20 protein-coding genes are annotated in these 25,940 nt (G+C 47.0%); 7 read left to right on the forward strand and 13 right to left on the reverse strand.

The window, feature by feature from the left end; translation table 11 throughout:
* From AC1ECB_RS22260 to AC1ECB_RS22280, 5 genes are all read right to left on the reverse strand, one after another.
* Complete coding sequence (locus tag AC1ECB_RS22260) at positions 1 to 600, reverse strand: FmdE family protein (protein WP_485665831.1); 600 nt, start codon at positions 598 to 600, stop codon at positions 1 to 3.
* A 79-nt stretch (positions 601 to 679) separates the two neighbouring features.
* A complete protein-coding gene (locus tag AC1ECB_RS22265; protein ID WP_485665832.1) occupies positions 680 to 1,801 on the reverse strand; it encodes a hypothetical protein in 1,122 nt (373 codons plus the stop codon).
* Positions 1,798 to 2,805 carry a radical SAM protein gene (locus AC1ECB_RS22270; RefSeq protein ID WP_485665833.1) on the reverse strand — a complete coding sequence of 336 codons (1,008 nt, stop codon included), beginning with the start codon at positions 2,803 to 2,805 and terminating at the stop codon, positions 1,798 to 1,800. Before AC1ECB_RS22270 ends, AC1ECB_RS22265 begins: the two co-directional genes overlap by 4 nt.
* Before the next feature lie 47 nt (positions 2,806 to 2,852).
* Positions 2,853 to 3,959, reverse strand: a complete 1,107-nt coding sequence (locus tag AC1ECB_RS22275) for an ABC transporter substrate-binding protein (protein ID WP_485665834.1) — start codon at positions 3,957 to 3,959, stop codon at positions 2,853 to 2,855.
* Between the two features lie 71 nt (positions 3,960 to 4,030).
* A complete protein-coding gene (locus AC1ECB_RS22280; protein ID WP_485665835.1) occupies positions 4,031 to 4,543 on the reverse strand; it encodes a tetratricopeptide repeat protein in 513 nt (170 codons plus the stop codon).
* A gap of 982 nt (positions 4,544 to 5,525) precedes the next feature.
* Between AC1ECB_RS22280 and AC1ECB_RS22285 the strand changes: the two genes are divergently transcribed.
* From AC1ECB_RS22285 to AC1ECB_RS22315, 7 genes are all read left to right on the forward strand, one after another.
* Positions 5,526 to 6,533 carry a glycoside hydrolase family 130 protein gene (locus tag AC1ECB_RS22285; RefSeq protein ID WP_485665836.1) on the forward strand — a complete coding sequence of 336 codons (1,008 nt, stop codon included), beginning with the start codon at positions 5,526 to 5,528 and terminating at the stop codon, positions 6,531 to 6,533.
* A gap of 81 nt (positions 6,534 to 6,614) precedes the next feature.
* Positions 6,615 to 7,865: a glycosyltransferase family 4 protein gene (locus AC1ECB_RS22290; protein WP_485665837.1), complete on the forward strand. Its 1,251-nt coding sequence runs from the start codon at positions 6,615 to 6,617 to the stop codon at positions 7,863 to 7,865.
* On the forward strand, positions 7,865 to 8,902 hold the full coding sequence (locus tag AC1ECB_RS22295; protein WP_485665838.1) for a glycosyltransferase: 1,038 nt from the start codon (positions 7,865 to 7,867) through the stop codon (positions 8,900 to 8,902). The genes AC1ECB_RS22290 and AC1ECB_RS22295 overlap by 1 nt, the downstream gene beginning before the upstream one ends.
* 173 nt (positions 8,903 to 9,075) lie before the next feature.
* Positions 9,076 to 9,501, forward strand: coding sequence for a Fur family transcriptional regulator (locus tag AC1ECB_RS22300; protein ID WP_485665839.1), 426 nt, complete (start codon positions 9,076 to 9,078; stop codon positions 9,499 to 9,501).
* A gap of 179 nt (positions 9,502 to 9,680) precedes the next feature.
* A complete protein-coding gene (locus AC1ECB_RS22305; RefSeq protein WP_485665840.1) occupies positions 9,681 to 10,604 on the forward strand; it encodes a metal ABC transporter substrate-binding protein in 924 nt (307 codons plus the stop codon).
* Positions 10,601 to 11,416: a metal ABC transporter ATP-binding protein gene (locus tag AC1ECB_RS22310; RefSeq protein ID WP_485665841.1), complete on the forward strand. Its 816-nt coding sequence runs from the start codon at positions 10,601 to 10,603 to the stop codon at positions 11,414 to 11,416. Before AC1ECB_RS22305 ends, AC1ECB_RS22310 begins: the two co-directional genes overlap by 4 nt.
* Positions 11,410 to 12,255 (forward strand): metal ABC transporter permease, encoded by an 846-nt coding sequence (locus AC1ECB_RS22315; RefSeq protein ID WP_485665842.1) that lies wholly within the window; start codon positions 11,410 to 11,412, stop codon positions 12,253 to 12,255. Before AC1ECB_RS22310 ends, AC1ECB_RS22315 begins: the two co-directional genes overlap by 7 nt.
* Before the next feature lie 130 nt (positions 12,256 to 12,385).
* Here AC1ECB_RS22315 and AC1ECB_RS22320 read toward each other — a convergent pair whose 3' ends face one another.
* The 8 genes from AC1ECB_RS22320 to AC1ECB_RS22355 form a co-directional block, all read right to left on the reverse strand.
* Positions 12,386 to 13,102 (reverse strand): hypothetical protein, encoded by a 717-nt coding sequence (locus AC1ECB_RS22320; protein WP_485665843.1) that lies wholly within the window; start codon positions 13,100 to 13,102, stop codon positions 12,386 to 12,388.
* Between the two features lie 276 nt (positions 13,103 to 13,378).
* Positions 13,379 to 14,035, reverse strand: coding sequence for a ShlB/FhaC/HecB family hemolysin secretion/activation protein (locus AC1ECB_RS22325; protein WP_485665844.1), 657 nt, complete (start codon positions 14,033 to 14,035; stop codon positions 13,379 to 13,381).
* A 34-nt stretch (positions 14,036 to 14,069) separates the two neighbouring features.
* Complete coding sequence (locus tag AC1ECB_RS22330; RefSeq protein WP_485665845.1) at positions 14,070 to 14,513, reverse strand: POTRA domain-containing protein; 444 nt, start codon at positions 14,511 to 14,513, stop codon at positions 14,070 to 14,072.
* A gap of 115 nt (positions 14,514 to 14,628) precedes the next feature.
* Positions 14,629 to 14,895, reverse strand: a complete 267-nt coding sequence (locus tag AC1ECB_RS22335) for a hypothetical protein (protein WP_485665846.1) — start codon at positions 14,893 to 14,895, stop codon at positions 14,629 to 14,631.
* A gap of 25 nt (positions 14,896 to 14,920) precedes the next feature.
* On the reverse strand, positions 14,921 to 21,781 hold the full coding sequence (locus AC1ECB_RS22340; RefSeq protein WP_485665847.1) for a YDG domain-containing protein: 6,861 nt from the start codon (positions 21,779 to 21,781) through the stop codon (positions 14,921 to 14,923).
* A complete protein-coding gene (locus AC1ECB_RS22345) occupies positions 21,741 to 24,722 on the reverse strand; it encodes a two-partner secretion domain-containing protein (protein WP_485665848.1) in 2,982 nt (993 codons plus the stop codon). Before AC1ECB_RS22345 ends, AC1ECB_RS22340 begins: the two co-directional genes overlap by 41 nt.
* 322 nt (positions 24,723 to 25,044) lie before the next feature.
* Positions 25,045 to 25,437, reverse strand: coding sequence for a type II toxin-antitoxin system RelE/ParE family toxin (locus AC1ECB_RS22350; RefSeq protein ID WP_485665849.1), 393 nt, complete (start codon positions 25,435 to 25,437; stop codon positions 25,045 to 25,047).
* Entirely contained in the window at positions 25,424 to 25,612 is a 189-nt protein-coding gene (locus AC1ECB_RS22355) for a hypothetical protein (protein WP_485665850.1), read from the reverse strand. Before AC1ECB_RS22355 ends, AC1ECB_RS22350 begins: the two co-directional genes overlap by 14 nt.
* Between the last annotated feature and the right edge of the window lie 328 nt (positions 25,613 to 25,940).

The raw sequence follows: 25,940 nt of genomic DNA on the forward strand, positions 1-25,940 counted from the left end.
CTACCGTGTTACCGTTACTGCGCAGGCAACACAAGCAACCTTACCCTCGCGTAACCTAGTCCATGGTTCCATCACCTGTTCACCACAATACTCACAACACGGCGAATTATAAATCATTTCCTTTTCCGGCAAAACGACAGTAACCGGTTCCACCTTCAGCAGCATTTCATCCGGTGCTGTCAGGATCTCCTGTATTCGTGCCTCACGCTCACTCTTATAGCGGCGATACTCGTCATCTGACACCCTGCCACTCATTACTTTTTTTGTTAATGCATCACTTTCCGCTGAATACTTGTGTGGCAACTGAATCACCCGTACGGCCTTGCCGCTTTGCCGGCAGCCCACAGTAAAAGCCTGTTTGCCAGTAGAATTTATGTACAATTTACCTTTACCAATAGTACAACCAAGTACAATTTGGAAGGGGTCAATTGTACAGCGATCGCTTTCCGCAATCGTCACCAAATCACCCTCTTCCGGGTCCTGATACCCCAGTGCTGCCAATGCCGCCTTGGCCAGACGATAGCCAATGGCCAGCCCCGGACATACATGTCCATGAAACTCAACCACTTTTCTCCAATCTACCGAACATTCAAATCCCACCCTCATATCCTCCCGCATTCATTTTATTTGACTGACCAAGCTGCGCTAAGACTCCCTCTTCTACAAGCTTAGGTTCACTTTATCGATGAATTACCCCCAGGCAGCCCTGATTAGCTAAATTCCTGGCAAAACATTCAATTGCAATATCTGTGCCTGTCACTGTATGCATAAACATACTCCGGTTTCCCACTGCAATGCTTTTGCCGCCAAACCGTTCCCCCACCGTACCGGACGGAATTGAGGTCAAATACCCGGAAAAAGGATACTCCTTGGTTTCATCATCTTCCTGATAGGATCTATAGCCGGGCGGATAAGCAAAAACCTGATGTTTACCTGTGCTTATTGTCAAATACTGTGCTTCACTGTTTTCGTACGCATACCAGCCTTTGCCATTAGCGCACGAAGTATATGGCAGACGGAAATCTTGGGTTCCCACACCCTCGACTAAAATAAGCGCCACTTTTTTCTCCCGCAAAATAGCGTCAATACCATCACTGATATCAGTAATGGAGTTTACATCCCCCAATGCCCCTGATACCGGAATAGAATGATTACAGGCTGGTATCATTAGTGGCTGACGCAATAGTGTAGATCTGAAACAATACCCCTCTTTGGCTACTGCCAAATATTCCGGCAACCGGTCAGCAGACACCGGTTCACCGCTGAATAAAGACATAAATTCTTCTTTGCTGACCAGCCTTTCAATTCCGGCAAGCTGCCGCAAATAGCGTATATCGGCCGGAGTGATACCATAAAGACCGGCATACCGGGTTAACCAATGGGTCGTAATAGCCAAGCCATCCAACCTACTTAAGTCAATATATTCTGTTACTGGAATCATATCACCGGTTCCCACAACTACCGGAAAAAATCCCGACTCTTCTTTAAAGCGTTCCACTTCTTCAAAGACAGCGTCAATGAGCTGCTGGCGCTTAGCCTCCCCTGGGTGCTCAAACCGGAATGAATAATACTGCTGCGCATAGATCAAAAAAACAAAATTCGGGTCGTACCTATCAACTAAATCCAACGCCGTATCTGTCACCCATTGGTTACCCTTGTCAGCAATATCACCGGGAAACGGATGCTTTCCCAATACAGCTTTTACCATCTGGGTTTTCGGAGAATTATCCTGAAGTTTATGACCTGTTTTAAGATCAAATGTATTTTGCCATTCTCTGGCATCAATAATTGCCAAACTCATAGCTGACCCCCTTGCCCATTCCACTCAATGCGATCACCATGCAGCTTAATCCTATAGCCACATTCAGGACACGCCTTATTCCTGCAGTTATAGCGGTCCAGCTTATCCCCGCCGCATCCCAGGCTAAACCGTTCTATTACCGCACTGCCACACTGGGGACAAAGTGTATTGACCCAGTTAGAACCGACAAAATTATGAAAATAAACGTAAGGCAATACTTGGCGACTTTTTTCTAATGCACCATTTATCGCCTCAATATTGGGATACTCGGCTTCCTTCATTTTGTATTCCGGCAACAGACGAAAAACATGCCATGGAATTTCCTTGTCCACATCGGCCAGGAAAGCCGCAATTTGATCCAGCTCATTATCATTAACTGACTCGATCACCGGAGTTGTTACCTCCACATGGGTCAGCGATGCCAGTCTTTTAATGTTCCGCAATATTGGCTTAACGTCTGGAATTCCTACATACTCACGGCAAAAATCTGCTGCCAGCCCTTTTAAACTTATATTAACAAATGAAAACACCGAAGCCAGAAGCTCTGTTGCCTCCTCGGTAGTATACGCATTAGTAAGACAACCCATCGGTATTCCCGCCAAGCGCGCCTCCTTAGAAACCTCTAGCAGTGAAGGCAGTGAAACGGTCGGTTCATTAACATTAAATACGATATTATGACACCCGCTTTTAATCGCCATTTGGACAAGTTCTGCCGGAGTAAACGTATACATTGTATCCTGAAGTGTAGCCGGTTCTTCTTTGGCAATAAAAGCATTCACGCAATATCGGCATGCCATATTGCACCCGCTTGTGCCGATGGTCATACTTCTACTGCCTGGATAAGCATGATAAAACGGCACCGATTCAACCCGCGAAATGACATAGGTGCACCACTTATGAGGAAAGCGCTCTTTTACCATCCCGCCTTCCTCCTGATACATGCGACACACACCATAGTTACCGTCGCCCAGCTCACAATGCCATTCACAATAATTACACTTCATGCTATCCCGTCCTTCTTCATGCTTCCCTGAGATATAAACATAACGCTTTACTTCCTTTGCGTTCCGGTTACCAACTTGTCTAACTCCTGCTCAGAAAGCTGATAATGATAAAATAGCGCATAAAATCGCTTAACCTCAGAACGAAAATCAAAAGGATATACATCAGGATACAGCAAATTTGCCACCCACCTGATACCAATAAGGCGATTTATCCCCGGCGGACGGTCAAACCAGTTAAAGGGACCGGTAGGAATCTCATACACTCTTCTGTTGCCTACCGCCTGGATGTTTTGCCATCCCCTGTCTTCCATGATCGCTGGAAAGCTGCTGCTTTCACCGTCGCGAAAGTAACCTACCAATATAACTTCCGGATTCCAGACCATCACTTGTTCCAGCGACACCGGACTACGGCCAATATTACTGCCACCCGGCAAATCAGGGTCAGCGACATTTAGCCCGCCGACTAATTGAATAATCTCGGTATGCCACGATCCACGCGGCTCAGTTTCCAAACCGCCGCGGCCTTCCGCATAGTAAACTGTGACTGGTTTACGGTTCGCCAAAAGCGCTTTTTTTTCGGCCACCATTCCAATTGTCTCCCGGCAATATGCCGCAAGCTCGGTCACCCGTTCCTCGCGACCAAGCACTTTGCCGGCAGCCAGATAGGTTTGTTCCATTTTGGTCATTTCTTTATCCAGGAAAACTACTGGTATTTTTGTCATTTTTCCCAATTCGTCCGCATAATCCTTATTTGCCTGGGTGATATCATTCACCATCAAGATGATATCTGGCTTCATCTTCATAATTTCCTCAACATTGCCGGTAGAACCGCGGTTAATCCAGCCAAGAACCGGCAAGTCACGATAGGCCGGCAGAATATAGTCCGCCTGATCAGCACCCATAAAATAACTCCAACCTGGCAGAAACTCAGGATCAATGGTATAAAGCAGTATCGATTCCACCGGCGACACCGGATACACTTTCTGTATTACCGGCGGTAATACAACCTTACGTCCGGCCATGTCGGTAATAACCCTGCCGCTATCTGCCTTGACTGCCATATCAGGTCCTAAGTTATTTTGTTTCCCGCACCCTGTTAAAACAACTAGAATAATGACGACAATCGCTATCCACGACAAACATAGCTTTTTCATATTTCCCTCCAACAAGAAACTAACACCGGTCACCAGTATTGTGACCGGTGTCATTTGGACTCTTATCATTTCTATTCGACAGTCCCACCTAATGCACGGATACGTTTTATAGCTGCCTCTCGATGATGCGTATCTTCTACCGGCACATTTGCCAACAAGCTGCGATATGCTGCAATTGCTTCCTTATATAAATGCTGTTTTTCATATGCCGTACCTTTGTTTAAATACCCCGCAGGATACTTAGGATTAAGCGCAATGGCTTTATTACAGTCAATAAGGGCTAAATCATATTTACCGATTTTATTGTACATAAATCCCCGGTGGTCATAAGCCATTTCATATGTAGGATCATTAAGTATTGCTAGTCGATAATCCTCAATTGCCTTATCATCCTCGCCTCTTTTCTCATAGAGATACCCCTGATCCAAAAAAGCGCCTGCGATTACTCGATTATAATCTTTGAGAGCTAAGTCATATTGTTTTTTCGCAAAATATGCCTTACCGCGTTTATAATAAGCCACTGTATCATAAAGATTATCAGCAATAATTGTATTACTGTCGGCAATTATTTGATCATTATCCACCGCAGGTTGTTTTTCAGCTGCAAAACCTACAGCACCTGGTATCCCAAGGCAATACAATAATAAAACAAAAGCAATAATAAATCCTTTTTTTCCACACTAAACGCCTCCCTATACAATATCAAGTAACAGCCTATCCTATTTAAATGCAATTTCACGCCCAGTCATATATGAATACCGTACTGCTACTTAAAACATAGACAAATATGTCCATGCCAAGAAAATTACTGTTTCATCGTGTCCGGTTTTGCCGAAGCTACCACCGTTTATATAACACTCCGCAGTCGTAAATTTCCCTGTAGCCCAGGGTACATATATACAAGTGCTTGATTATGCTATCTTGTATATATTTTTCTTAAAGTAGCTCTCCTTTCTTTAATGGTATTTTTACTTTTCAACGATTAACGGTTTTTGCTTGTTTTTCGCACCGCTAACAATAACGATAGATACCATCAGAATACTACTTCGTATTTATGACAGCCCTTACGCTCTGTCAATGGAAATTTTACTTCTATCGTTTTAATGTTTGTGTATAGTTATCTATAGTTTTGTTAACTGTATTATTGCTCCTGATGCTGAGTATTATGGATAATCAGGCAAACTTTTCCCTTATTGACCATGATACTATAAAAACCTCTATAAATCAACATTCTAGCAATATATTTTGTATTTTGTTTGTTTTTGTTTGCTTTTGTCTATTTAATTTTAATATAACGTTTTTCAAGAGAATCTTGTTTCTGTAACTCTATATTGAATTTAACGCACAAATATTGTCTATCTTAAATAAACAATCGTTTACTACAGATAACCCATTGTTTGACAAACACAACAATTTATAGTACAATAATATTACAAATTGTTAGAACCTACTAACGATTAGTGCAATTCCATATTGTGTTTTAACCGCCTCGGGATATGGGAACTGGGTGTGAGATATCGCACTCGCCGGCATGAGCCGAATGTCCAAACGTAGGAGGTTTTTTTTATGAGCAAAAATAGCTTTAAAACCAAGTTGAGAAACGAAAACAATACTTATAAAGAACTTTTTCAGCGGTATCCCCAGAATCCTATCTTTACAGCTAAAGATTGGCCTTATCCCGCGAACACAGTATTTAATCCGGCGGCCACTATGTTTCATAACAAAGTCTTATTGCTCGCCCGGGTGGAGGATAGGCGGGGATTTTCCCACCTTACTAAGGCGATTAGTGACGATGGTGTAAGCAACTGGCAAATTGATAGCGTACCAACATTTGAGCCGGACCCGGAAAATTATCCGGAAGAGCGGTGGGGAATTGAAGACCCCCGGATTACTTGGCTGGCGGAATTGGATAAGTGGGCGATTATCTATACGGCCTATTCTCGTGGTGGACCACTTGTATCTATGGCACTGACAAAAGACTTTAACCATTTTGAGCGATTTGGACCGCTGATGCCACCGGAAGATAAGGATGCTGGCCTTTTTCCACGTAAAATAAACGGAAAATGGTTACTTATTCATCGGCCAATTACTGCTAACTATGTCCCTGGCGCGCATATCTGGTTGTCATCCTCTGAAGACTTCACTCATTGGGGTGATCGTCAGGTATTAATGCACGCCCGTCGGGGTGGTTGGTGGGATGGTGGAAAAATTGGTCTTGCAGCACCACCAATCGAAACCGCTGAAGGTTGGTTACTTTTGTACCATGGAGTACGCCAAACTGCCTCTGGATCAATTTATCGGCTCGGGATGTCACTACTCGACTTGGATAATCCGCTAAAGGTATTGCACCGGAGCGATGAATGGGTTTTCGGTCCGACCGAATGGTATGAACGGGAAGGAGACGTCGATGACGTAGTCTTTCCGAGCGGCTGGGTGTTAAACGATAAGACAGGATTGTTAAAAATGTACTACGGCGGAGCAGATTCTTGTATTGCTATGGCTACTGCCAGTATTGATGATTTGCTGCAATATATCGAAAGCTGTCCGGAACCGTTGGATGAGACACTTTATTAACTAGCCTTGATGACTGGGATAACAAAGTAGCAGCCAGCAACACGCAACAAGGCTGCCGAAGAAAAGAAGGAGAAAATGAAAATGGTTAGAGAAAATAGCATACGAAAAATTGCTTTTTTAAGTACCTATCCGCCAAGAGAGTGCGGATTAGCAACATTTACAGAAGATCTAGTAAATGAAATTTATAAACTACCATTTATTCGACCAAGTGTTATTGCGGTTGTAAACAAGGAACAATATACAAATTCCCAGGTAAAATGGAAAGTGGGTCAGCATGATCGTACGAGTTATCTGCTGACAGCACTTTGGGCAAATGATAATGTGGATCTCTTGGTTATCGAACATGAATATGGGATATTTGGCGGCGAATGTGGCGAATACATCCTTGATTTAGCATCAAAACTGAAGATTCCTTTTATCGTCACAACACATACTGTGTTGTTAGAACCATCAGCCAAACAACAAACTGTCCTGCGCGACTTAGGAAACCTCAGCACGAAGGTCGTGACAATGGCTGAAAGTTCTATCCCCATATTAGCGGGGACGTACGGCATTGATTTAGCGAAAATCGTATTTATACCTCACGGCGTTCCTAATATACAGGTAGAATCGCGAGACAAATTGAAAGTCGAACACGGCTTAGAAAACAAACAAGTCATTAGTAGTTTTGGACTCATTAGCCCAGCAAAAGGTCTTGAGTATGGGATTGAAGCGGTAGCGAAAGTCACGCCAGATTATGAAAACCTGATATATCTAATCCTCGGCAAAACGCATCCTTCCGTCAAAGAGAGCATGGGCGAAAAATACAGGCAGAGCCTGATGGATTTAGCACAAAGCCTTGGGGTGCGGGATAATATCCGGTTTATCGATAAGTACCTGACAAAGGAAGAAGTAATTACCTATCTTAATTTGTCCGATATGTACCTGACACCATATCTGTCTAAAGAACAAGCGGTCAGCGGGACATTGGCCTACGCCATGGGGTGCGGACGGGTTATTGTATCAACTCCCTACCGCTATGCAAAAGAAATGTTGGGTGGCAATCGGGGACTGCTTGCTGAATTTAGAGATTCCGACTCAATGGCCTCGTGTATTCGAACAGTGCTCGCCAACCCCGCTCGAAAACAAGAAATGGAGCTGAATACATTGGCAGTTGGCCGAACAATGACCTGGGCCAATGTAGCTGCTCAATATTCGGAACTAGGCATAAATATCATTGACGGCATAGGAAATCGGCGAAAAGATACTACCCGTCGATTTGTCCATCCGGCAATTCCAAAATCTCATCCCCATCTGACTGTAGTTAGTCGGGCTGGAACGAGGCTGGGATAATGACTCAATTAGGCAACAACCTTGATGACACACATATCTTTCGAATGACCGATGATACTGGTATGTTTCAACACACACGTTACAATGTTCCTGATTTGGATAAGGGCTATACCACTGATGACAATGCCCGGGCCTTACTTATGGCCGTGATGCTCTATGAAAAAAATCAACAGCCCAAATACCTCACATTAGTCTACCGCTACCTGGCATTCATCTTATATGCTCAGAACGAAAATGGCCATTTCCGGAATTTCATGACCTATAGGCGGCAATTCACAGAAACCCAAGGATCGGAAGAATGTTTTGGCCGTTGTCTGTGGGCTTTAAAGTATACTTTGGCTTCGGCAGAGATGACCAGCGGAATAAAAGCTGCATGTGCCAGTGCGGTCAGTCGCGCCTTGCCTCTTATTTCTTCTCTCAAGTTCCTCCGCGGACAAGCATATGCCCTGATTGGTCTTGGGCTTATTGACCGACCTGAGAGCGATAGCCTGATCTGCAAACTCGCTGATTCCCTCGCAGGTCACTTTGAACAGTGTGCCGTGGACAAGAACTGGTGCTGGTTTGAAGACAGTCTTACGTACGATAACGCCGTACTACCTTGGGCTATGTTCGTAGCTTCCCGCCAAACAGGACAGGAGCGGTTTCTCTCGGTAGCACGAAAAAGCATGACATTTTTTGATCAAAATGCCTTTCGTGACGGTTTTTTTAGGCCTGTGGGCTGTAGAGGATGGTGGATGCGTGGGGCTGAGCCAGCATTATATGATCAACAACCTGTCGAGGCGTCCATGTCCACACTGGCTCATTTAGTCGCTTATGAGGTCACAGGTGATGAAGTCATGTTAAAACTTGCCAAGCAAAGTTTTGCCTGGTATTCAGGTGAGAACTCTTGCCATGAAAATCTGATTAATACCGAAACGGGTGGCTGTTATGATGGCATTATGGCAGATGGGCTAAACCGGAATCAAGGTGCCGAAAGCATTGTTGGCTATTGTATCGCTCATCTGACTTTGGATAAGGCAATCAGCACCATTGATTAGTCGTTGATCCGCACGCGCCTTTCTGTAAGCATTGTATAAGCGTTAAAATAGTCACCTTTATTGAAAGTTAGCGACTGACACATGCCAGTCGCCAACTTTTTTTGCTAATATCTCAATAATATTACTAATCCTATGTTAAAATAGTAATATTATTAATTAGGATGGTGTTGTAATTGGAAAGAATCATACAGAAACTTAAAGAAAAAGGCTGTAAAATTACCCCCCAGCGTAGAGCCATAATACAATCCTTACTCAATTTTAGTAAATTCCCTACTGCCCTAGAGGTTTTTAACGATATTAAAGCAACAAATCCTGACGTGGGTTTGGATACTATTTATAGGAATCTCAATCTGCTTGTAGAAATTGGCATCGTAAACTCAATTAACCTGCCAGGTAAAGACGTGAAAATATTCGAGTTGTCCATTGATGGACACCACCATCACCTGGTTTGTCTTAGTTGTGGGCAAGCCGATTGTTTAGATTATTGTCCGATTGATGAGCAACTTCTGCAAACGGCGGCTGGCTCAGAATTTAAGATCACCGGGCACTCGCTGGAAATCTATGGATACTGCCAGAAGTGTAAATCTACCGCCAAGTAAACCTGCTTCTGTTGTAAGCTATGTGCCGCAAAGTTAGTAGGCGCTTTAGCTTCCAGCAATAACACAGGAACAAAAAAATATGCTTGACTAGGAAATAAATGGTATATATACTGTAGATAGGAATATTCCTATCTGACAGCGTTCCTATTTGAACAATAATTACACTTGGAGGTATTGTAATGTTTTCAAAACTTGTTAAGTTATTAGTAATAGCGGTCATCAGTGCCGCGATGTTGGCTGGTTGTGGACAAAATAAAGTATCTAATACGCAAAGCTCCACCAATACGGGACAAAAAGGCAATTTTACGATAGTAACATCCTTTTATCCCATGTATATTTCGACTATTAATGTTACCAAAGGCATTCCCGGCGTTGAGGTAGTTAATATGACAAAACCACAGACTGGCTGCCTGCATGACTACCAACTAACTCCGGAAGATTTAAAAACGCTTGAAAAAGCAAATGCTTTTGTTATCAACGGAGCAGGCATGGAAGCTTTCTTAGATAAGACAATAAAGCAGCAACCGCAACTAAAAATAATTGATGCCAGCAAAAACATTGAACTACTAAAAGGTGAATCCGGGGAAGAAAATCCTCATGTATGGGTTAGTGTTTCTAATGCCATTCTTCAGGTCCAAAACATCGCCGAACAACTGGCGGCGGTAGATACGCAAAATGCAGCACAATATAAAAACAATGCGGCTGAATACGTAAAAAAACTGGAAGCCTTGCGGGATACCATGCAAAAATCATTGGATGGTACCAAAAACAAGGATATTATTACCTTCCATGAAGCTTTTCCCTATTTTGCCAAGGAGTTTAATTTAAACATTGTTTCAGTTATTGAAAGAGAGCCTGGCTCAGAACCATCCCCGGCGGAACTAGAAGCTACTATCAATACAATAAAAGAATCTCATATCAAAGCATTATTTGCTGAGCCGCAGTATTCATCAAAGGCTGCTCAAACAATTGCGCAGGAAACAGGCGCAAAAGTTTATACCCTTGATCCGGCGGTAACTGGTGAAGCCAAATCTGATGCCTATGATGCTTATATCCGCATAATGGAAAATAATTTAAAAATATTACAAGAGGCTTTGCAATGATAGAAAATAATTGGCATCCCTGTTCTCACAGCGAAAATGACTGTTGTCGGTTATGCTGCACCAAAATCGAAAATTTCAACGTTACTTTTGGAAATACACAGATATTTCATGACGTAAATCTTCATATTCACTGTGGGGAACTTACGGCAATAATTGGGCCTAACGGGGCAGGTAAGAGTACCCTTTTGAAAGCAATTCTTGGTGAAGTGAAGCATACCGGAGTACTTAAATATTTTGATGCAAAGGGTGTCCATAGCGGACACCCTTTGATTGGATATGTTCCACAATACCTAAATTTTGATCTCAGTACACCGACAAGTGTGCTCGACTTGTTTACAGCTTATCTAACCAACATTCCCTGTTGGTTAGCTAGTTCCAAACGTATCCGGGACCAAGTCTGTCAAATTCTTGTGAAAGTAAAAGCCGACCATCTAATTGATAGAAGGCTTGGCGCATTGTCAGGAGGCGAACTGCAAAGAATACTGTTAGCACTCTCGCTTGAACCCATACCAGACTTATTGCTGCTCGATGAACCTGTCTCCGGCATTGACCAAAATGGATTAGAATTGTTTTATGATATCGTTTCAGATCTTAGGGCCAACCATGATCTGTCAATTATCTTAATATCTCATGACCTTAACTTGGTTGCAAAATATGCAGACAGAGTCGTTCTCTTAAATGGAACTGTGATCTGTAATGGTTCCCCGGAAGAAGTATTTAATGATGTTCGAACCCGAAATGTGTTTGGCATGTTAGTGCAGCATACTATGCAGGGGAAAGTCCAGCCTGACAAGGAGGGCTCTTCATGCTAGATTTGTGGTATGAGTTGACTACTTTCATGCTTCCGTTTCAATGGATGAACCATACCTTTATGAAAAATGCACTGCTGGCAGTACTGCTGGTTACACCGCTATTCGGCTTGCTAGGCACCATGGTAGTCAGCAACCGGATGGTATTTTTCTCTGATTCACTTGGCCATGGAGCATTTACCGGCATCGCAATCGGGGTGCTAATTGGAGGCATTAAGCCCCTTACAGCCCTTGTCCTATTTTCTTTATTTTTTTCCATTGTTATTACTGTTATTAAGAACAAGAGCAGCGTTTCCACAGATACCATTATCGGAGTATTTTCATCAACAGCGATCGCATTAGGTTTGATGATTATGTCTCAAGGCGGCAGTTTTGCTAAATTTTCCTCCTACCTGATTGGCGACTTATTAAGTATAACGCCAGTTGAGATTGGTATGCTTTTTGGTGTGTTTATTGGCATCGTGTTGTTGTGGCTTGTGATATTTAATAAAATACTTGTCATTAGCATAAATCCATCTTTAGCGGCAAGCCGGGGTATTAATACATTATTTGTCGAGATATTATTTTCCTCAGCATTGGCTATCGTTGTAGCCATTAGCATCCAATGGGTAGGCCTTTTGATTATCAATTCCATGCTAGTTTTACCGGCAGCCGCTGCGCGAAATGTAACAAGCAATGTTAGGCAATATCATCTTGTTTCTGTTTTATTCGCTATTTGCGCGGGTGTAGCAGGATTAATCCTTTCGTACTACTGGAATACGGCAACAGGAGCAACCATCATTCTGGTGGCAGCTATGCTGTTTTTTACTACATTTCTACTCCGAAATCGTTTTATAGAGTAATAAGTAGTTTAAGGGCAGTGGAACTTATCACTAAGTTTTCCACTGCCCTTAACTAATTACTGCATAGTTTTCATTACCAGAGAGACAAATGACTCACAACCGTGTTACAGATAAGTTACTACCAAAATTATTATCTAACACGAAAAGAAATATAGGCAATCTCCCGACCATTGCTATCAGTATCATGCATTCGCAAATCCCACTGACCAACTTCTGGAGCCGTAAATACCATAACCCCGCTAGTTCGCTGTTCAATGTACTGGTATGTAATATCATACTGATCATTAACAGGCTCGCTGCCATGGCTTACATTTGACGGGATTATGCCAATCCAGGCATTTCCCGGCCAATTAGCAGACGCCTGAAACCTTACCTCAATTTTCTCACCGGGGGCAAATACTGTCTTTTCCAGCTGTAACCGATAATCCGTGTTATTAGCAATAGGCATACCATCGCTGACAGTAAAGCTCACAAAGGCTATCTCCCGACCATTGCTATCAGTATCATGCATTCGCAAATCCCACTGACCAACCCCTGGAGCCGTAAATACCATAACCCCGCTAGTTCGCTGCTCAATGTACTGATACGTAATATCATGCTGATCATTAACAGGCTCGCTGCCATGACTTATGTTAGACGGGATTATGCCAATCCAAGCATTTCTCGGCCAATTAGCAGGCGCTTTAAATTGTACCCTGATCTGTTCACCAGGTACATATGATGTTTTGTCAATAATTATTCCTGCTTCACCAGTAGATTGTACAGCTCCTGCTAACAATGGCATCGTTAATAGGCACAATAGTACCATCCCCACACTAATAAACCTCATGCTTTTACCCTTTTTCACCGACCAAGCCCTCCTTTCTTTTAATATACTTGTCTTCCAGGAGATAAACATTTATTACTACTGTATATTTTTATTTTACTGGAATTTTCAGCATAATGTCAATATATATCATCTCCCAACTCCACCGCCGCCGAAACTGCCGCTACCGCCACTAGACCCGCTGTTACTACCATTACTACTACGAAATTTTAACCGCAGGCAAAAATAGAAATAGCCTATAAAAAACAACAAGCCAAAAATTAAAACAACTTTTACCTCTTTCGGCAAGAAGGGTTTTTAAAAATATTTCACACCCTGCAGCCAGAATCGGCCGGCGTGATCGGTATCTGACGTGGCAGCATTGGAACTGAGTTTCCAGGCGTAGTCAAGACGCAGGGCATAGTCGTCGGGACGATTGAAAATAAAGCCAAGACCGGCACCGGACAAGGTTCGACTGTTGTCATCACTCGTCCAGGGGGTTTTATTTAGCTTAACATGCCCGCAATCGACAAATGCTGCCAGCTGCACACTGGGTTTAGGCAGATTCCAGCGCAGTTCACCTGTTGCCACATAGCCTTCATCGCCGGAGGCTTCGTTGACCGGATAGGCTCTGACGCCGCTTGGCCCGCCCAGGGAGAGTTTTTCCGAAGAGTCCAGATTTTGGCTTGCCAGTTGTCCCGCAAAGGACAGATGCAGGTTCAAACGGTTGTTGATGCTTTGTATCCGGTAGAGATTAAGGTTGGTTTTGTTATAGTGCCCAGCTGTATGCGCGCGGCTGTCATTGGTAACGGCATCAGCCGAATCCATACTAAGACGTCCCAGCGAGAAGGTAAGGCCAAATGTATTGTAGCCGCCGCCGCCAACATTGTCACGACTGTCGCCTCGTACACCGAAGTTCCAGATGTTGGCCGTCTTGCGGCTGTTGCTGCTAAAGTAGTCAATGCGGTCTTTCAACTCTTTGTGATCAAAGCCGATATGTCCCGTGAGATTATACAGCCGTTTGCCTCAGAGTGGATTGGTTTTGCACCTGGATTTGGCCGTATTGGCCAACAAGCACCGCCATTTCCACGGTGCCATTTTCAATGGTCTGTGCCGGAATAACGACTCTGGCAACAAGATAGCCCTGATCATGGAAGTAGTTGGTTATGCGCCGGGCGTAGCCTTCCAATTCGCTGAGCGTCAAGTCCTTGCCGCAGGCTTCTTTGACCAACGACAGCAGTACCTCCTCGCCGTACAGGCTTTGTCCGGTAATGCTGATTTTTTCCACATGAATTTTTGTCCCCCCGGTTTGCGCCGGCGCAGCTGGTTGTTCCTGCTTAATTTCGATTTGGGGTTTGACTTGTTCCTGTGGCGGCAGCGTATGCTCCTTAATACCGCCCAGAGTTGTGCTGTTGTCACTTTGCTCCGGCGGGGCAGCGCTGACGGGAGACATCAACAGAAGGCATAGTGACGAGGGGACACAGTTTTTTGGTATTATAGGAGATGCTCTTACGCATGGTATCATCCTTTTTTACGAATTTTTGGGGTTGTTAGCGAATGTATGTATGCTACATTTCTTTGTCTGGCGTTTTTTCTCCCGGAGCTGGATTCTTTTTCATTACTCCGGCCTCGATCAGCTGTTGGACGATATTGTCCTGTACCGTCAGTGACTGGACAAAACCCTCCAGTGGCATGATAATTCGTTTGCTAACATCAACCACAGGCTGGCCGTTGTCGCTTTTTAGGTGAGGCTGCACCGTCATGAGGTCAATGCGGACAAGATTTCCGGTAACATGAACGGCACTGATGCCGTCGGCAAAAATTTCATTATTCATAGAAAATACACTCCTTGTTTTTTGATTATTTCTCCAAATATACCGTCTCTAATTTCTCCACATCTATGCCCAGCTTATCTTGCGCTGCCGTGATACCTGTGGCAGTAATTAGTTTTTGCTTATTTTGGTCTAGCATAGCGGCTGCCGCTTCATTGACTGCCTGGATATGCAAGAGACCGCTGGTATAGCTGATGGTAAAGGCTGCTGTTTTTCCCTGCTCGTCAATGAGCTGGAAGGATGCAGTGCTATTCGTTTGGCTGGGGACAAGTGGTTGCGGCGCTAACGCTGTAGTCAAAGCAGGTATTGCTATATCGGCAGCCGTACTTAGCGAGAGCGCTCCTTGACTGCCGTCCATATGGTAAGTTCCCTCAGGAGAAATGCTGCCGCCCGAAATCTGGTAGACAGCAATGTTTTTTTGCACGACATCAAGCTGCAGTTGGACCAGGCTGTCCTGGGTAATGGTCACTGTCTGACCATTGGTGGTGATAGTTCGGGCCGGGCTGGTGTTGTTCTGAACATACTGCACACGGCTCGGTTGGCTGGTTGTCGCCTGATGCGAACTTGTTGACGAAACGCTATTAAAGGCAGATGCCAGAGTACCGTCTGGATTAGTCAACGGAGATGTGCCTGCCGCCCGACGGGCGCTTTCTACGGCAGCTATATATTCCGGCTGGTTAACGATAGGCGGTTGTGTGATGGTCAGGGTGCCGTCTTTAAAGGTCAGGTTGTAGTTAACTGCCGTCAGGCCGCCAGGTGTAATGGTGTAGCTGCCGGTGGTGCCAGCACCCTGAGAGGTGCCGCCATAGGTCAGGCTGCCGTCTAAAACGGTGCTGTCTTCGCCGGTAACCAGACCGGTATAGGTAACACCGTTGCCGCCTGAATAGGCTGAACCGTCGTAGGTTTTGGTGGCATTGTTGGCGGTGACGGTTAGGTCAGCTTTGCTGATATCGGCAGTAGTGGTTACTGTAGTTGGCAGTAGGTAGTTACCGGTACTAGTAATAGTATTGCCTGCTGTCATGCCAACACTGTTGACAGTGACTGTTATGCCGGTTCCGGCATTTTTATCCTCAAAGGTACCGTTTGTGTAGTTGGCGGCGATTTCTTCACCGTCTACAAGGTTGCCGAAGGTAACAGCAGTTACGGTGGCATTAGTATCGCCGTCATAGACTTTACCAGCCGCAGTGGCGGTGGCGGTCAGCTGGCGCTGGCTGATCGTGCCGGTGGTATTGCTGACAATAGTTACCCTATAGTTATTACCGTTGTTGCCATCGTCCAAGGTATAGCTGACGGTAAGGGTTTTGCCTGTACCGGCGTTCTTGTCGGTGTAGGCTTCGGTAACACTTAATGTATCGCCGGTGATTAGGCCGGTATAGTCTGGCGTAACATCAGCTGTTGTTGTACCGTCATAGGTTTTGGTATTGGCTTGAGCCGTAATAGTTAACTCTCTCTGGTTAATTTGTCCAGTGAGTTTTTCGGCTTCACCGCCTAGTCCGGTTACACTGTCAGCAGACAGGCTGTAGTTGCCGTTATCCAGCGTTACGCCGTCTACCGTCACAGTGCGTGATCCGGCATTGACACTGTCATAAGTGCCGGAGCCGCTGATGCTGACGGTATCGCCAGTTATGACACCATTTAAGGTAAGGTTGGTGTTGTCAAAGATTGCTTCGTCCGTTTTGTTGTAGGTTTTGGTCACTGTGGCTGCTTGGGTTGCCGACAACGCTTTCTGGTTGATATGACCTGTCAATTTTCCGGCTTCGCTGCCGGTTACATCAACAGCGGACAGGCTGTAATTGCCGTTATCCAGGGTTACGCCGGTTACCGTCACGGTGCGGGCGCCTGCGTTGACGCTGTCATAGGTGCCGAAGCCGCCGGTAATGATAACGGTGTCGCCGCTGATGACGCCGGCAGTGTCTAGCGTGATGTCGGCAGCGTCAAAGGCAGCTGAGTCACTCTTATCATAGGTTTTGGTAATAGCCGCCGCTTGCGTTGCCGACAGTGCTTTTTGATTAATTTGACCAGTGAGTGTTACTGCCGCGCTCCCAGTGACGTCGGCGGTGGCCAGAGAATAGTTGCTGTTACTAAGAGCTACGCTGTCTACCGACACCATGCGTGGTCCGGCATTGACACTGTCATAGGTACCGGAGCCGCTGACGCTCACGCTGTCGCCGCTGATAACTCCGTTTAAGGTAAGGTTGGTGTTGTCAAAGGTTGCTTCATCCGTTTTGTTGTAGGTTTTAGTCACTGTTGCCGCTTGCGTTGCCGACAATGCTTTCTGATTAATATGACCGGTCAATTTTCCTGCTTCGCTGCCGATTATATTGGCAGCAGTCAGCGTGTAGTTACCGTTATCCAAGGTTACGCCGGTTACCGTTACGGTGTGGTCGCCAGCATTAACACTGTCATAGGTGCCGGAGCCGCTGACACTAACACTATCCCCAGTGATAACTCCGCTTAAGGTAAGGTTGGTGTTGTCAAGAGTTGCTTCGTCCGTTTTGTTGTAGGTTTTGGTCACTGTTGCCGCTTGCGTTGCCGACAATGCTTTCTGGTTGATATGACCTGTCAATTTTCCTGCTTCGCTGCCAGTTACAGCAGCAGCGGACAGGTTGTAGTTGCTGTTATCCAGGGTTACGCCGGTTACTGTCACGGTGCGGTCGCCGGCATTGACGCTGTCATAGGTGCCGGAGCCGCCGGTGATGGTGACGCTGTCGCCAGTGATGACGCCGGAAGTATCTAAGGTGATGTTGGTAGCGTCAACAGCAGCTGAATCACTCTTGTCATAGGTTTTGGTTACTGCGGCCACTTGCGTTGCCGACAAGGCTTTTTGATTGATTTGTCCAGCGAGTGTGCCTGCCGCGCTGCCGGTGACGTCGGCGGTGGCCAGTGAGTAGTTGCTGTTACTGAGAGCTACGCTGTTTACCGTCACAGTACGGGCTCCTGCGTTGACACTGTCATAAGTGCCGGCGCCGCTGACGCTGACGCTGTCGCCGCTGATGACGCCATTTAAGGTAAGGTTGGTGTTATCAATGGCAGCGGTATCACTTTTGTCGTAAGTTTTGGTAATAGCCGTCGCTTGCGTTGCCGACAGGGCTTTTTGATTGATTTGTCCAGCGAGTGTGCCTGCCGCGCTGCCGGTGACGTCGGCGGTGGCCAGTGAGTAGTTGCTGTTACTGAGAGCTACGCTGTCTACCGTCACAGTGCATGAGCCGGCATTGACACTGTCATAGGTACCGGAACCGCTGACACTCACACTGTCGCCATAGATAACGCCGCTTAAGGTAAGGTTGGTGTTGTCAATGATTGCTTCATCCGTTTTGTTGTAGGTTTTGGTCACCGTGGCTGCTTGGGTTGCAGACAACGCTTTCCGGTTAATATGACCTGTCAATTTTCCGGCTTCGCTGCCGGTTACAGCAGCAGCGGACAGGTTGTAGTTGCCGTTATCCAGGGTTACGCCGGTTACCGTCACTGTGCGGGCGCCAGCATTGACACTGTCATAGGTGCCAGAGCCGCTGGTGATGGTGACGGTGTCGCCGCTGATGACTCCGGCAGTGTCTAGCGTGATGTTGACAGCGTCAAAGGCAGCTGAGTCACTCTTGTCATAGGTTTTCGTTACCGTGGCCGTTTGCGTTGCCGACAGAGCCTTTTGATTGATTTGACCAGCGAGTGTGCCTGCCGCACTGCCGGTGACATCAGCGGTGGCCAGCGAGTAGTTGCTGTTACTGAGAACTACGCTATCTACCGTCACAGTGCGGGCTCCTGCATTGACATTGTCATAGGTGCCGACGCCGCTGACACTTACGCTGTCGCCGCTGATGACTCCGCTTAAGGTAAGATTGGTGTTGTCAATGGCTGCGGTATCACTTTTGTCGTAAGTTTTGGTTACCGTGGCCGTTTGCGTTGCCGATAGAACCTTTTGATTGATTTGACCAGTGAGTGTGCCTGCCGCACTGCCGGTGATGTTGGCGGTGGCCAGTGAGTAGTTGTCATTACTGAGAGCTACGCTGTTTACCGTCACAGTACGGACTCCTGCGTTGACACTATCATAGGTGCCGGTGCCGCTGACGCTCACGCTGTCGCCAGTGATAACGCCGCTTAAGGTAAGATTGGTGTTGTCAATGATTGCTTCGTCCGTTTTGTTGTAGGTTTTGGTCACCGTGGCTGCTTGGGTTGCAGACAACGCCTTTTGATTGATTTGACCAGCGAGTGTGCCTGCCGCGTTGCCCGTGACATCAGTGGTGTCCAAAGAGTAGTTGCTGTTACTGATAGATACGCTGTCTACCGTCACAGTGCGTGGGCCGGCATTGACACTGTCATAGGTACCGGAACCGCTGACGCTCACGGTATCGCCGCTGATGACGCCGCTTAAGGTTAGATTGGTGTTATCAAAGGCAGCGGAGGTATTCTTGTCATAGGTTTTGGTTACTGCAGACGCTTGGGTTGCCGACAGGGCTTTCTGGTCGATATGACCTGTCAACTTCCCGGCTTCGCTGCCGGTTACAGCAGAAGCGGACAGACTGTAATTGGCATTATCCAGCGTTACGCCGGTTACTGTTATCGTGCGGTCGCCTGCGTTGACATTGTTATAGGTGCCGGAACCGGTGACACTGACAGTGTCGCCGGTGATGACACCGCTTAAGGTCAGGTTAGTGTTGTCAAAGTCAGCGGTATTATTTTTGTCATACGTTTTGGTTACTGTAGCCGCTTGGGTTGCCGACAGGGCTTTCTGGTCGATATGACCTGTCAACTTCCCGGCTTCGCTGCCGGTTACAGCAGAAGCGGACAGACTGTAATTGGCATTATCCAGCGTTACGCCGGTTACTGTTATCGTGCGGTCGCCTGCGTTGACATTGTTATAGGTGCCGGAACCGGTGACACTGACAGTGTCGCCGGTGATGACACCGCTTAAGGTCAGGTTAGTGTTGTCAAAGTCAGCGGTATTATTTTTGTCATACGTTTTGGTTACTGTAGCCGCTTGGGTTGCCGACAGGGCTTTCTGGTCGATATGACCTGTCAACTTCCCGGCTTCGCTGCCGGTTACAGCAGAAGCGGACAGACTGTAATTGCTGTTATTCAAGGTTACGCCGGTTACCGTCACCGTGCGGTCGCCTGCGTTGACGCTGTTATAGGTGCCGGAGCCGCCAGTGATGGTGACGGTGTCGCCGCTGATGACGCCGGAAGTGTCTAAGGTAATGTTGGTAGCATCAAAGACAGCACTATCATTTTTGTCATAGGTTTTGCTCACTGTGGCCGCTTGGGTTGCCGACAGGGCTTTGGGGTCAATGTGCCCGGCCAAATTTCCGGCGCCACTGCCGGTCACGGCAGAAGCTGCCAGGGCGTAGTTGCTGTTATCCAAGATTATGCCGGTTACTGTTACCGTGCGGTTGCCGGCATCGACACTGTCATAGGTGCCGGAGCCGGTGACGCTGACGGTGTCGCCGCTGATAACGCCGTTTAAGGCCAGGTTGCTGTTGTCAAAGGCAGCGGAATCATTTTTGTCATAGGTTTTGGTTACTGTAGCCGCTTGGGTTGCCGACAGAGCTTTCTGGTTGATACGACCTGTCAATTTTCCGGCTTCGTTGCTGGTGACATCGGCAGCTGCCAGGCTGTAATTGCCGTTATCCAAGGTTACGCCGGTTACTGTTATGGTGCGGTCGCCGGCATTGACGCTGTCATAAGTTCCGGAGCCGGTGACGCTGAAGGTATCGCCGGTGATGACACCGCTTAAGGTCAGGTTGGTGTTGTCAAAAGCAGCGGTACCACTCTTGTCATAGGTTTTGGTTACTGCAGACGCTTGGGTTGCCGACAGGGCTTTCTGGTTGATATGACCTGTCAACTTCCCGGCTTCGCTGCCGGTTACAGCAAACGCTGCCAGACTGTAGTTGCCGTTATCCAAGTTTACGCCGGTTACCGTTACTGAGTGATCGCCTGCATTGGCACTATCATAGGTGCCTGTGCCACCGGTGACGCTGACGGTGTCGCCGCCGATGACGCCGTCAGCGTCTAGGGTAATGTTGGCAGCGTCAAAGACAGCGGTATCACTCTTGTCATAGGTTTTAGTTACTGCAGACGCTTGGGTTGCCGACAGGGCTTTGGGGTCGATATGACCTGTCAATTTCCCGGCTTCGCTGCCGGTTACAGCAGACGCTGTCAGGCTGTAGTTGCTGTTATCTAAGTTTACGCCGGTTACCGTTACCGAGCAATCGCCTGCATTGACACTGTCATAAGTGCCTGTGCCACCGGTAACAATGACGGTATCGCCAGTGATGACACCGCTTAAGGTCAGGTTGGTGTTATCAAAGGCAGCGGTATCACTCTTGTCATAGGTTTTGGTTACTGCAGACGCTTGGATTGCTGACAGGGTTTTCTGGTTGATATGACCTGTCAATTTCCCGGCTTCGCTGCCGGTTATATCGGCAGATGCCAAGCTGTAGTTACTGTTATTCACGGTTATGTCTGTTACCGTTACCGTGCGGTCGCCTGCGTTGACACTATCATAGGTGCCTGTACCGCTGACACCGACATTGTCACCGTCAATAACTCCGCTTAGGGTAAGAATGGCATTGTCAAAGGTCGCTATGTCAGTTTTATTGTATGTTTTAGTCACTGTCGCTGTTTGTGTCGCCGACAAGGCTTTCGGGGTAATTTTACCTGCCAGTTTTCCTGCCTCTGCCGTACTGCCGGTTATATTTGCTGCGTCTAATTTGTAATTGGTATTATCTAGTGTTACCCCGTTCACCGTCATTGCGCGGTCACCGGCGTTGACACTGTCATAGGTGCCGGTGCCGCTGACAATATTGACAGTATCGCCTGCTATGATATCTGCTGCAGTTAAGGAAATATTGCTGCTATCAATAGTTGCCGTATTGTCTTTGTTGTATGTTTTGGTCACGATTGCTATTTGCGTTGCCGACAAAGCTTTCGGGGTGATTGTCAGTCCGGTGGCACCGGCGTAGGTGATGGCGTAGCCCTGCTGTCAAAAAGCTCTTAAGGAGCGGCGCCATATAGCCGTCATAAAAATACCAGACATTGTTTCCATTTGTATCTTTGAGATCAGCCCAGTCGGAAAAATTACTGGCCCCCTTCATCTGGGCAGAGGTCAGGCCGGTATAGAGAGTTCCGGTAGCATCATTTTCTTGATTGCCAACCCCCATGACCTGCCCTGTGCTATTAACATCCCAGTAGCTGTTGGTGATAGTGTCGTTGTTTTGGCCCACCAGACCGCCGCCAGCAAAACCGGTCTCGCTTGTGGCACTGCCTGTGGCGTAAGAATTGTTGATTTGCCCATTGTTGGTGCCTACTAAACCGCCAACACTGCTATTGCCGGATACGGTACCTGTGGCGTAAGAGCTGTTAATGCTGCCGGTGTCGCCGACAACTCCCACTAGGCCGCCGACAGACCACTTGCCTGTGACGCTGCCTGTGGCGTAAGAACTGTTAATGCTGCTGGTGCCGCCGCTATATCCCACTAAACCGCCTATATACCTGCCGAGGTCGCCGCTGCCTGTGACGCTGCCTGTGGCGTAAGAGCTGTTGATACTACCGCTGCCAGTGAAATAGCCAACCAAACCGCCGACACCACTATTGCCTGTGACGCTGCCTGCAGCGTAAGAGCTGTTGATATTCATGCTGCCCTCGACATTTCCCCCTAGGCCGCCAACAGCACTATCGCCTGTGATGCTGCCTGAGGCGTAAGAGTTGTTGATACTACCGCTGTCACCGGCATCGCCAACCAAGCCGCCGACATAGTTTTTGCCGCTCACGCTGGCGTTGACCAGACCGATATTAGAAAGCGTCGCCTTGTACGTTCTGCCGAACAGACCGACATAGTCCGTACCGGACCGGTTGATGGTCAGTCCGGAAATGGTATGCCCGCCGCCATCGAACGTGCTGGCAAATGTATAGTTATAATTACCAATGGGAGTAAAGCCAGCGCCGTCGTTCCAGGCAGCGGTAGCGCTGGCGTCGATATCTTCTCCGAGGAAGTACTTGCCGAAGGTATGTAATTTGCTATTTATATTTTGCAGCGCGGTCAGTGCGCCGTCTGTGCTGGTATTATTTATGACGGTATAGATGGTATAAGGTGCGAAATTGATATCGCTGCTTTTCTTTAATTTGAACGTTGCGCCGCTACCAGAAAGAGTGATACTGGCTCCCTTCAAATAATAAGTACCGCCGGCCGAGGACATGGCAAGGCCGGAATTGGTTCCACTGGCGTTGATATTGGCATTGATATTAATGTCGTTGACCGCAGTCAATGTTAGAATGGTAGAGCCGCTCCAGGTGATTGCGTCATTGATATTGATATTGCCACTGTCCGTGCCTAAAGCTCCGTTTGCGCTATTACTGCCGCCATCGCTGGCACTGCTGCCAGAGTCGGTTGTCTGAATGGTTACATTATTGGCAGCAAGCCAAGAGGAAATAGTTGCACCTGTAGCGTCGCCGCCGCTAGCCGCGATGGTAAAATCCGCCGGGTCTAATAGCCAATTGCCAGTCTTACCGCTCACTGCCGTAGTGTTGACACTGGCCGTATCGGCCACTGTAAGGATTTTCTTGCCTGAGGTCTCCACGTTGCCGCCGTCGCCGCTTGCCTTGCCGCCTTTGGCCGAAATACCACCGGCAAAACTTGTGGTGCCGTTGGCCCAGACGACTACTTGCCCGCCATTGCCTGTTGTCAGAGCATCGGCAGTGATGCTTGTCCCTTGTTCGACAGTAGTCTTGGTGGCTGCATATTCGCTGTCGCCGCCCTGGTACGCGCCGCCGATAAGGGCAGTGCCGCCGCCCTTGTCACCGGAGACATCAATCGCGGCACCGGACGCTACCCTTACGGTGTCGCCCAGCACTTTGACCGTGCCGCCGGTTTCGCCTGCGTTTTTGCCGCTGGCATCAAGAGTGCCGGCATTTGTCACGGTATCGCCTGTTAAGATAATAGTTCCGTTTTTACTCATAACGCTTTTGGCTTCCACTGTGCCTGTGTTGTTGACAACAGAGCCTGTCAGGGCATCTGCGGCCTTGGCGTTCATGACGACAAGGCCGCCGTCGGCTTTGATAAGGCAGCTGTTTTTAACCTCAGCCTTGACTTTGCTCTCGTCAACCGATAAAGTCAACAGCCCGTCGCCGGTAAAGTCTAACGCAACCTTGCTGCCTGCGCCCATGGCCACAGTGCCTTCTTTGGCCAGGATAACGCCTTCATTGGCGGCATTTGTGCCCAAAAGCGCCACATAGCCGCCGTTCGCTGCTGTAATATTTCCCTGATTAAGTACCCCTTTTTGGCAGTCGCCGCTAAAGGTGTATTTGCCGCTCATAAAATCTTTATCGCTAAGATTTAAAGTCGAAGCCACCAGGCCGCCGACATTAACCTGGGCGCCTTTGGCAAATAATACGCCGTTCGGATTAATGAGAAAGACCTTGCCGTTAGAGCTAAGCTGCCCGTAAATAGCAGAGGCGTTATTGCCCAGTACCCGGTTAAGGGCGATGGAGGCAGTGCCCGGCTGGATAAACTGGACTTTTTCGCCGCTGCCGATACTAAAGCTGTTCCAGTTGATGCTGAGTTTATCGCTGGCCTGGTTAATGGTGACACTATTTGTCCCCTGTCCGCTGATGCTGCCTGTACCTGCCGCAATGCTGCCGCCAGCGGGGTTTGCCTGCACACCGGTCATACTGCTTAGCAAAATCCCTGCCGCCGCTGCCGCGGGCGCTAGCTTTTTGGCGGCTTTGGCCGCTAGGCTATAGACTTTGGATTTTATACTGCCGGTGCGTTCTTTCCGCACCGGTTTATGCCGCATATAATGCAGTTTGCCGCGCAGCCAGGCGCGGCGCCATTTTCTTTGCATAAAATAGACCTCCTTGAATTAATGAGAAGCGAGGGATGAGAAGTTAATTTTTTTATCGACATAGTTTTCCATTAAAGCCCATCATAACAAATAAATCTGGTTTTGATACCTACCTTTGGTATAGGCGAAAAAAAATAAAAGTATAGTCAGCACTATACTTTTAGATAGTTTGCTGACTATACTTTTGGATACTCCCGCAATGTAAAGTCGGTAATAAAGCGGTTACTTGTCTTCGTTTAACCCCATTTGAGAGGCATACACCATTACGTATCGAACTTTCATCGGCAAGTAATCGCCCATGCTGGGCGCACCAAAAAAGCGCCTATTCCGTCCCCGGATAAGCGCTCTCTATACCGTATTTTCTTCCCACGCGAATGCGGTTGCTGCGTGTTCTAAAATATCGGTTCATGTGCCTCATCCAGTCGGATTCGGCTCTGGGGATACCGACAATTATTACCTGGAGTTTCTCCTCATCAATAATATAAGCAACTACATATCGTCCACCGTAAATAGGAAATAGTCGCTGATCTTGATGCCTAAATGGTCTACCTACCCGTGGGTAATCCTTTAGTATTTGTAAATCATCAATAATACGTTCAACAATTTCTAGGGCTAATTCCTTACTACCTTCGTTTATATAATATTCTTCAATTTCAGCCATATCGGCATTTGCTCTGTCTAAAAGTCGTACATTGTATTCCCTAATCTCTTGCACCTAACCGCACCCTTGCTTCTTTGATATAATCGTCTAGTGAAACTCCATTGCTTTGAGCAGCTCCCTTTCTGCCTTGCTCAAATATTTTATCAAAATTAGCTAAGACCTGGCGGTAACGGCGATCTTCTTCCGATTTATATCGCTTAACGAGTGCCTTTGCTTTAGCAACACCCATAGATAACACCACCTTTAGACTTTCTAAACACAGTATACCATTAGTCGGCCCTGTTTATCAATGATGATATCCCTCTTAATCTTCCTGGAATGATTACCCTTTAGACGCTGAAGCCTGGGCTTTAAGGACGTGTCAGGGGGGTAAGATTGCCACGATGGCCCTCGCAATAACGAACGTGGGAGAGTAACTTTCTTCTCTTCCACACTATTATTCTACCACGTTCTAACATATTTTAATACAATTGACCAGAAAAGTGTTAGATAAGTGACAGAATCTACATCCTTTTGTTTCTTTCATATTAAATAATAGAAGTGCCCGGCAAATAGCA

Source organism: Sporomusa sp. 246TCP1, from assembly GCF_057319775.1.

What these genes read in the sequence shown, in the direction of transcription:
- AC1ECB_RS22265 (WP_485665832.1), bottom strand. Translation starts at nt 1,801, where the DNA reads ATGAGTTTGGCAATTATTGATGCCAGAGAATGGCAAAATACATTTGAT.
- AC1ECB_RS22270 (WP_485665833.1), bottom strand. Translation starts at nt 2,805, where the DNA reads ATGAAGTGTAATTATTGTGAATGGCATTGTGAGCTGGGCGACGGTAAC.
- AC1ECB_RS22275 (WP_485665834.1), bottom strand. Translation starts at nt 3,959, where the DNA reads ATGAAAAAGCTATGTTTGTCGTGGATAGCGATTGTCGTCATTATTCTA.
- AC1ECB_RS22285 (WP_485665836.1), top strand. Translation starts at nt 5,526, where the DNA reads ATGAGCAAAAATAGCTTTAAAACCAAGTTGAGAAACGAAAACAATACT.
- AC1ECB_RS22290 (WP_485665837.1), top strand. Translation starts at nt 6,615, where the DNA reads ATGGTTAGAGAAAATAGCATACGAAAAATTGCTTTTTTAAGTACCTAT.
- AC1ECB_RS22295 (WP_485665838.1), top strand. Translation starts at nt 7,865, where the DNA reads ATGACTCAATTAGGCAACAACCTTGATGACACACATATCTTTCGAATG.
- AC1ECB_RS22305 (WP_485665840.1), top strand. Translation starts at nt 9,681, where the DNA reads ATGTTTTCAAAACTTGTTAAGTTATTAGTAATAGCGGTCATCAGTGCC.
- AC1ECB_RS22310 (WP_485665841.1), top strand. Translation starts at nt 10,601, where the DNA reads ATGATAGAAAATAATTGGCATCCCTGTTCTCACAGCGAAAATGACTGT.
- AC1ECB_RS22315 (WP_485665842.1), top strand. Translation starts at nt 11,410, where the DNA reads ATGCTAGATTTGTGGTATGAGTTGACTACTTTCATGCTTCCGTTTCAA.
- AC1ECB_RS22330 (WP_485665845.1), bottom strand. Translation starts at nt 14,513, where the DNA reads ATGTCTCCCGTCAGCGCTGCCCCGCCGGAGCAAAGTGACAACAGCACA.
- AC1ECB_RS22335 (WP_485665846.1), bottom strand. Translation starts at nt 14,895, where the DNA reads ATGAATAATGAAATTTTTGCCGACGGCATCAGTGCCGTTCATGTTACC.
- AC1ECB_RS22345 (WP_485665848.1), bottom strand. Translation starts at nt 24,722, where the DNA reads ATGCAAAGAAAATGGCGCCGCGCCTGGCTGCGCGGCAAACTGCATTAT.
- AC1ECB_RS22355 (WP_485665850.1), bottom strand. Translation starts at nt 25,612, where the DNA reads ATGGGTGTTGCTAAAGCAAAGGCACTCGTTAAGCGATATAAATCGGAA.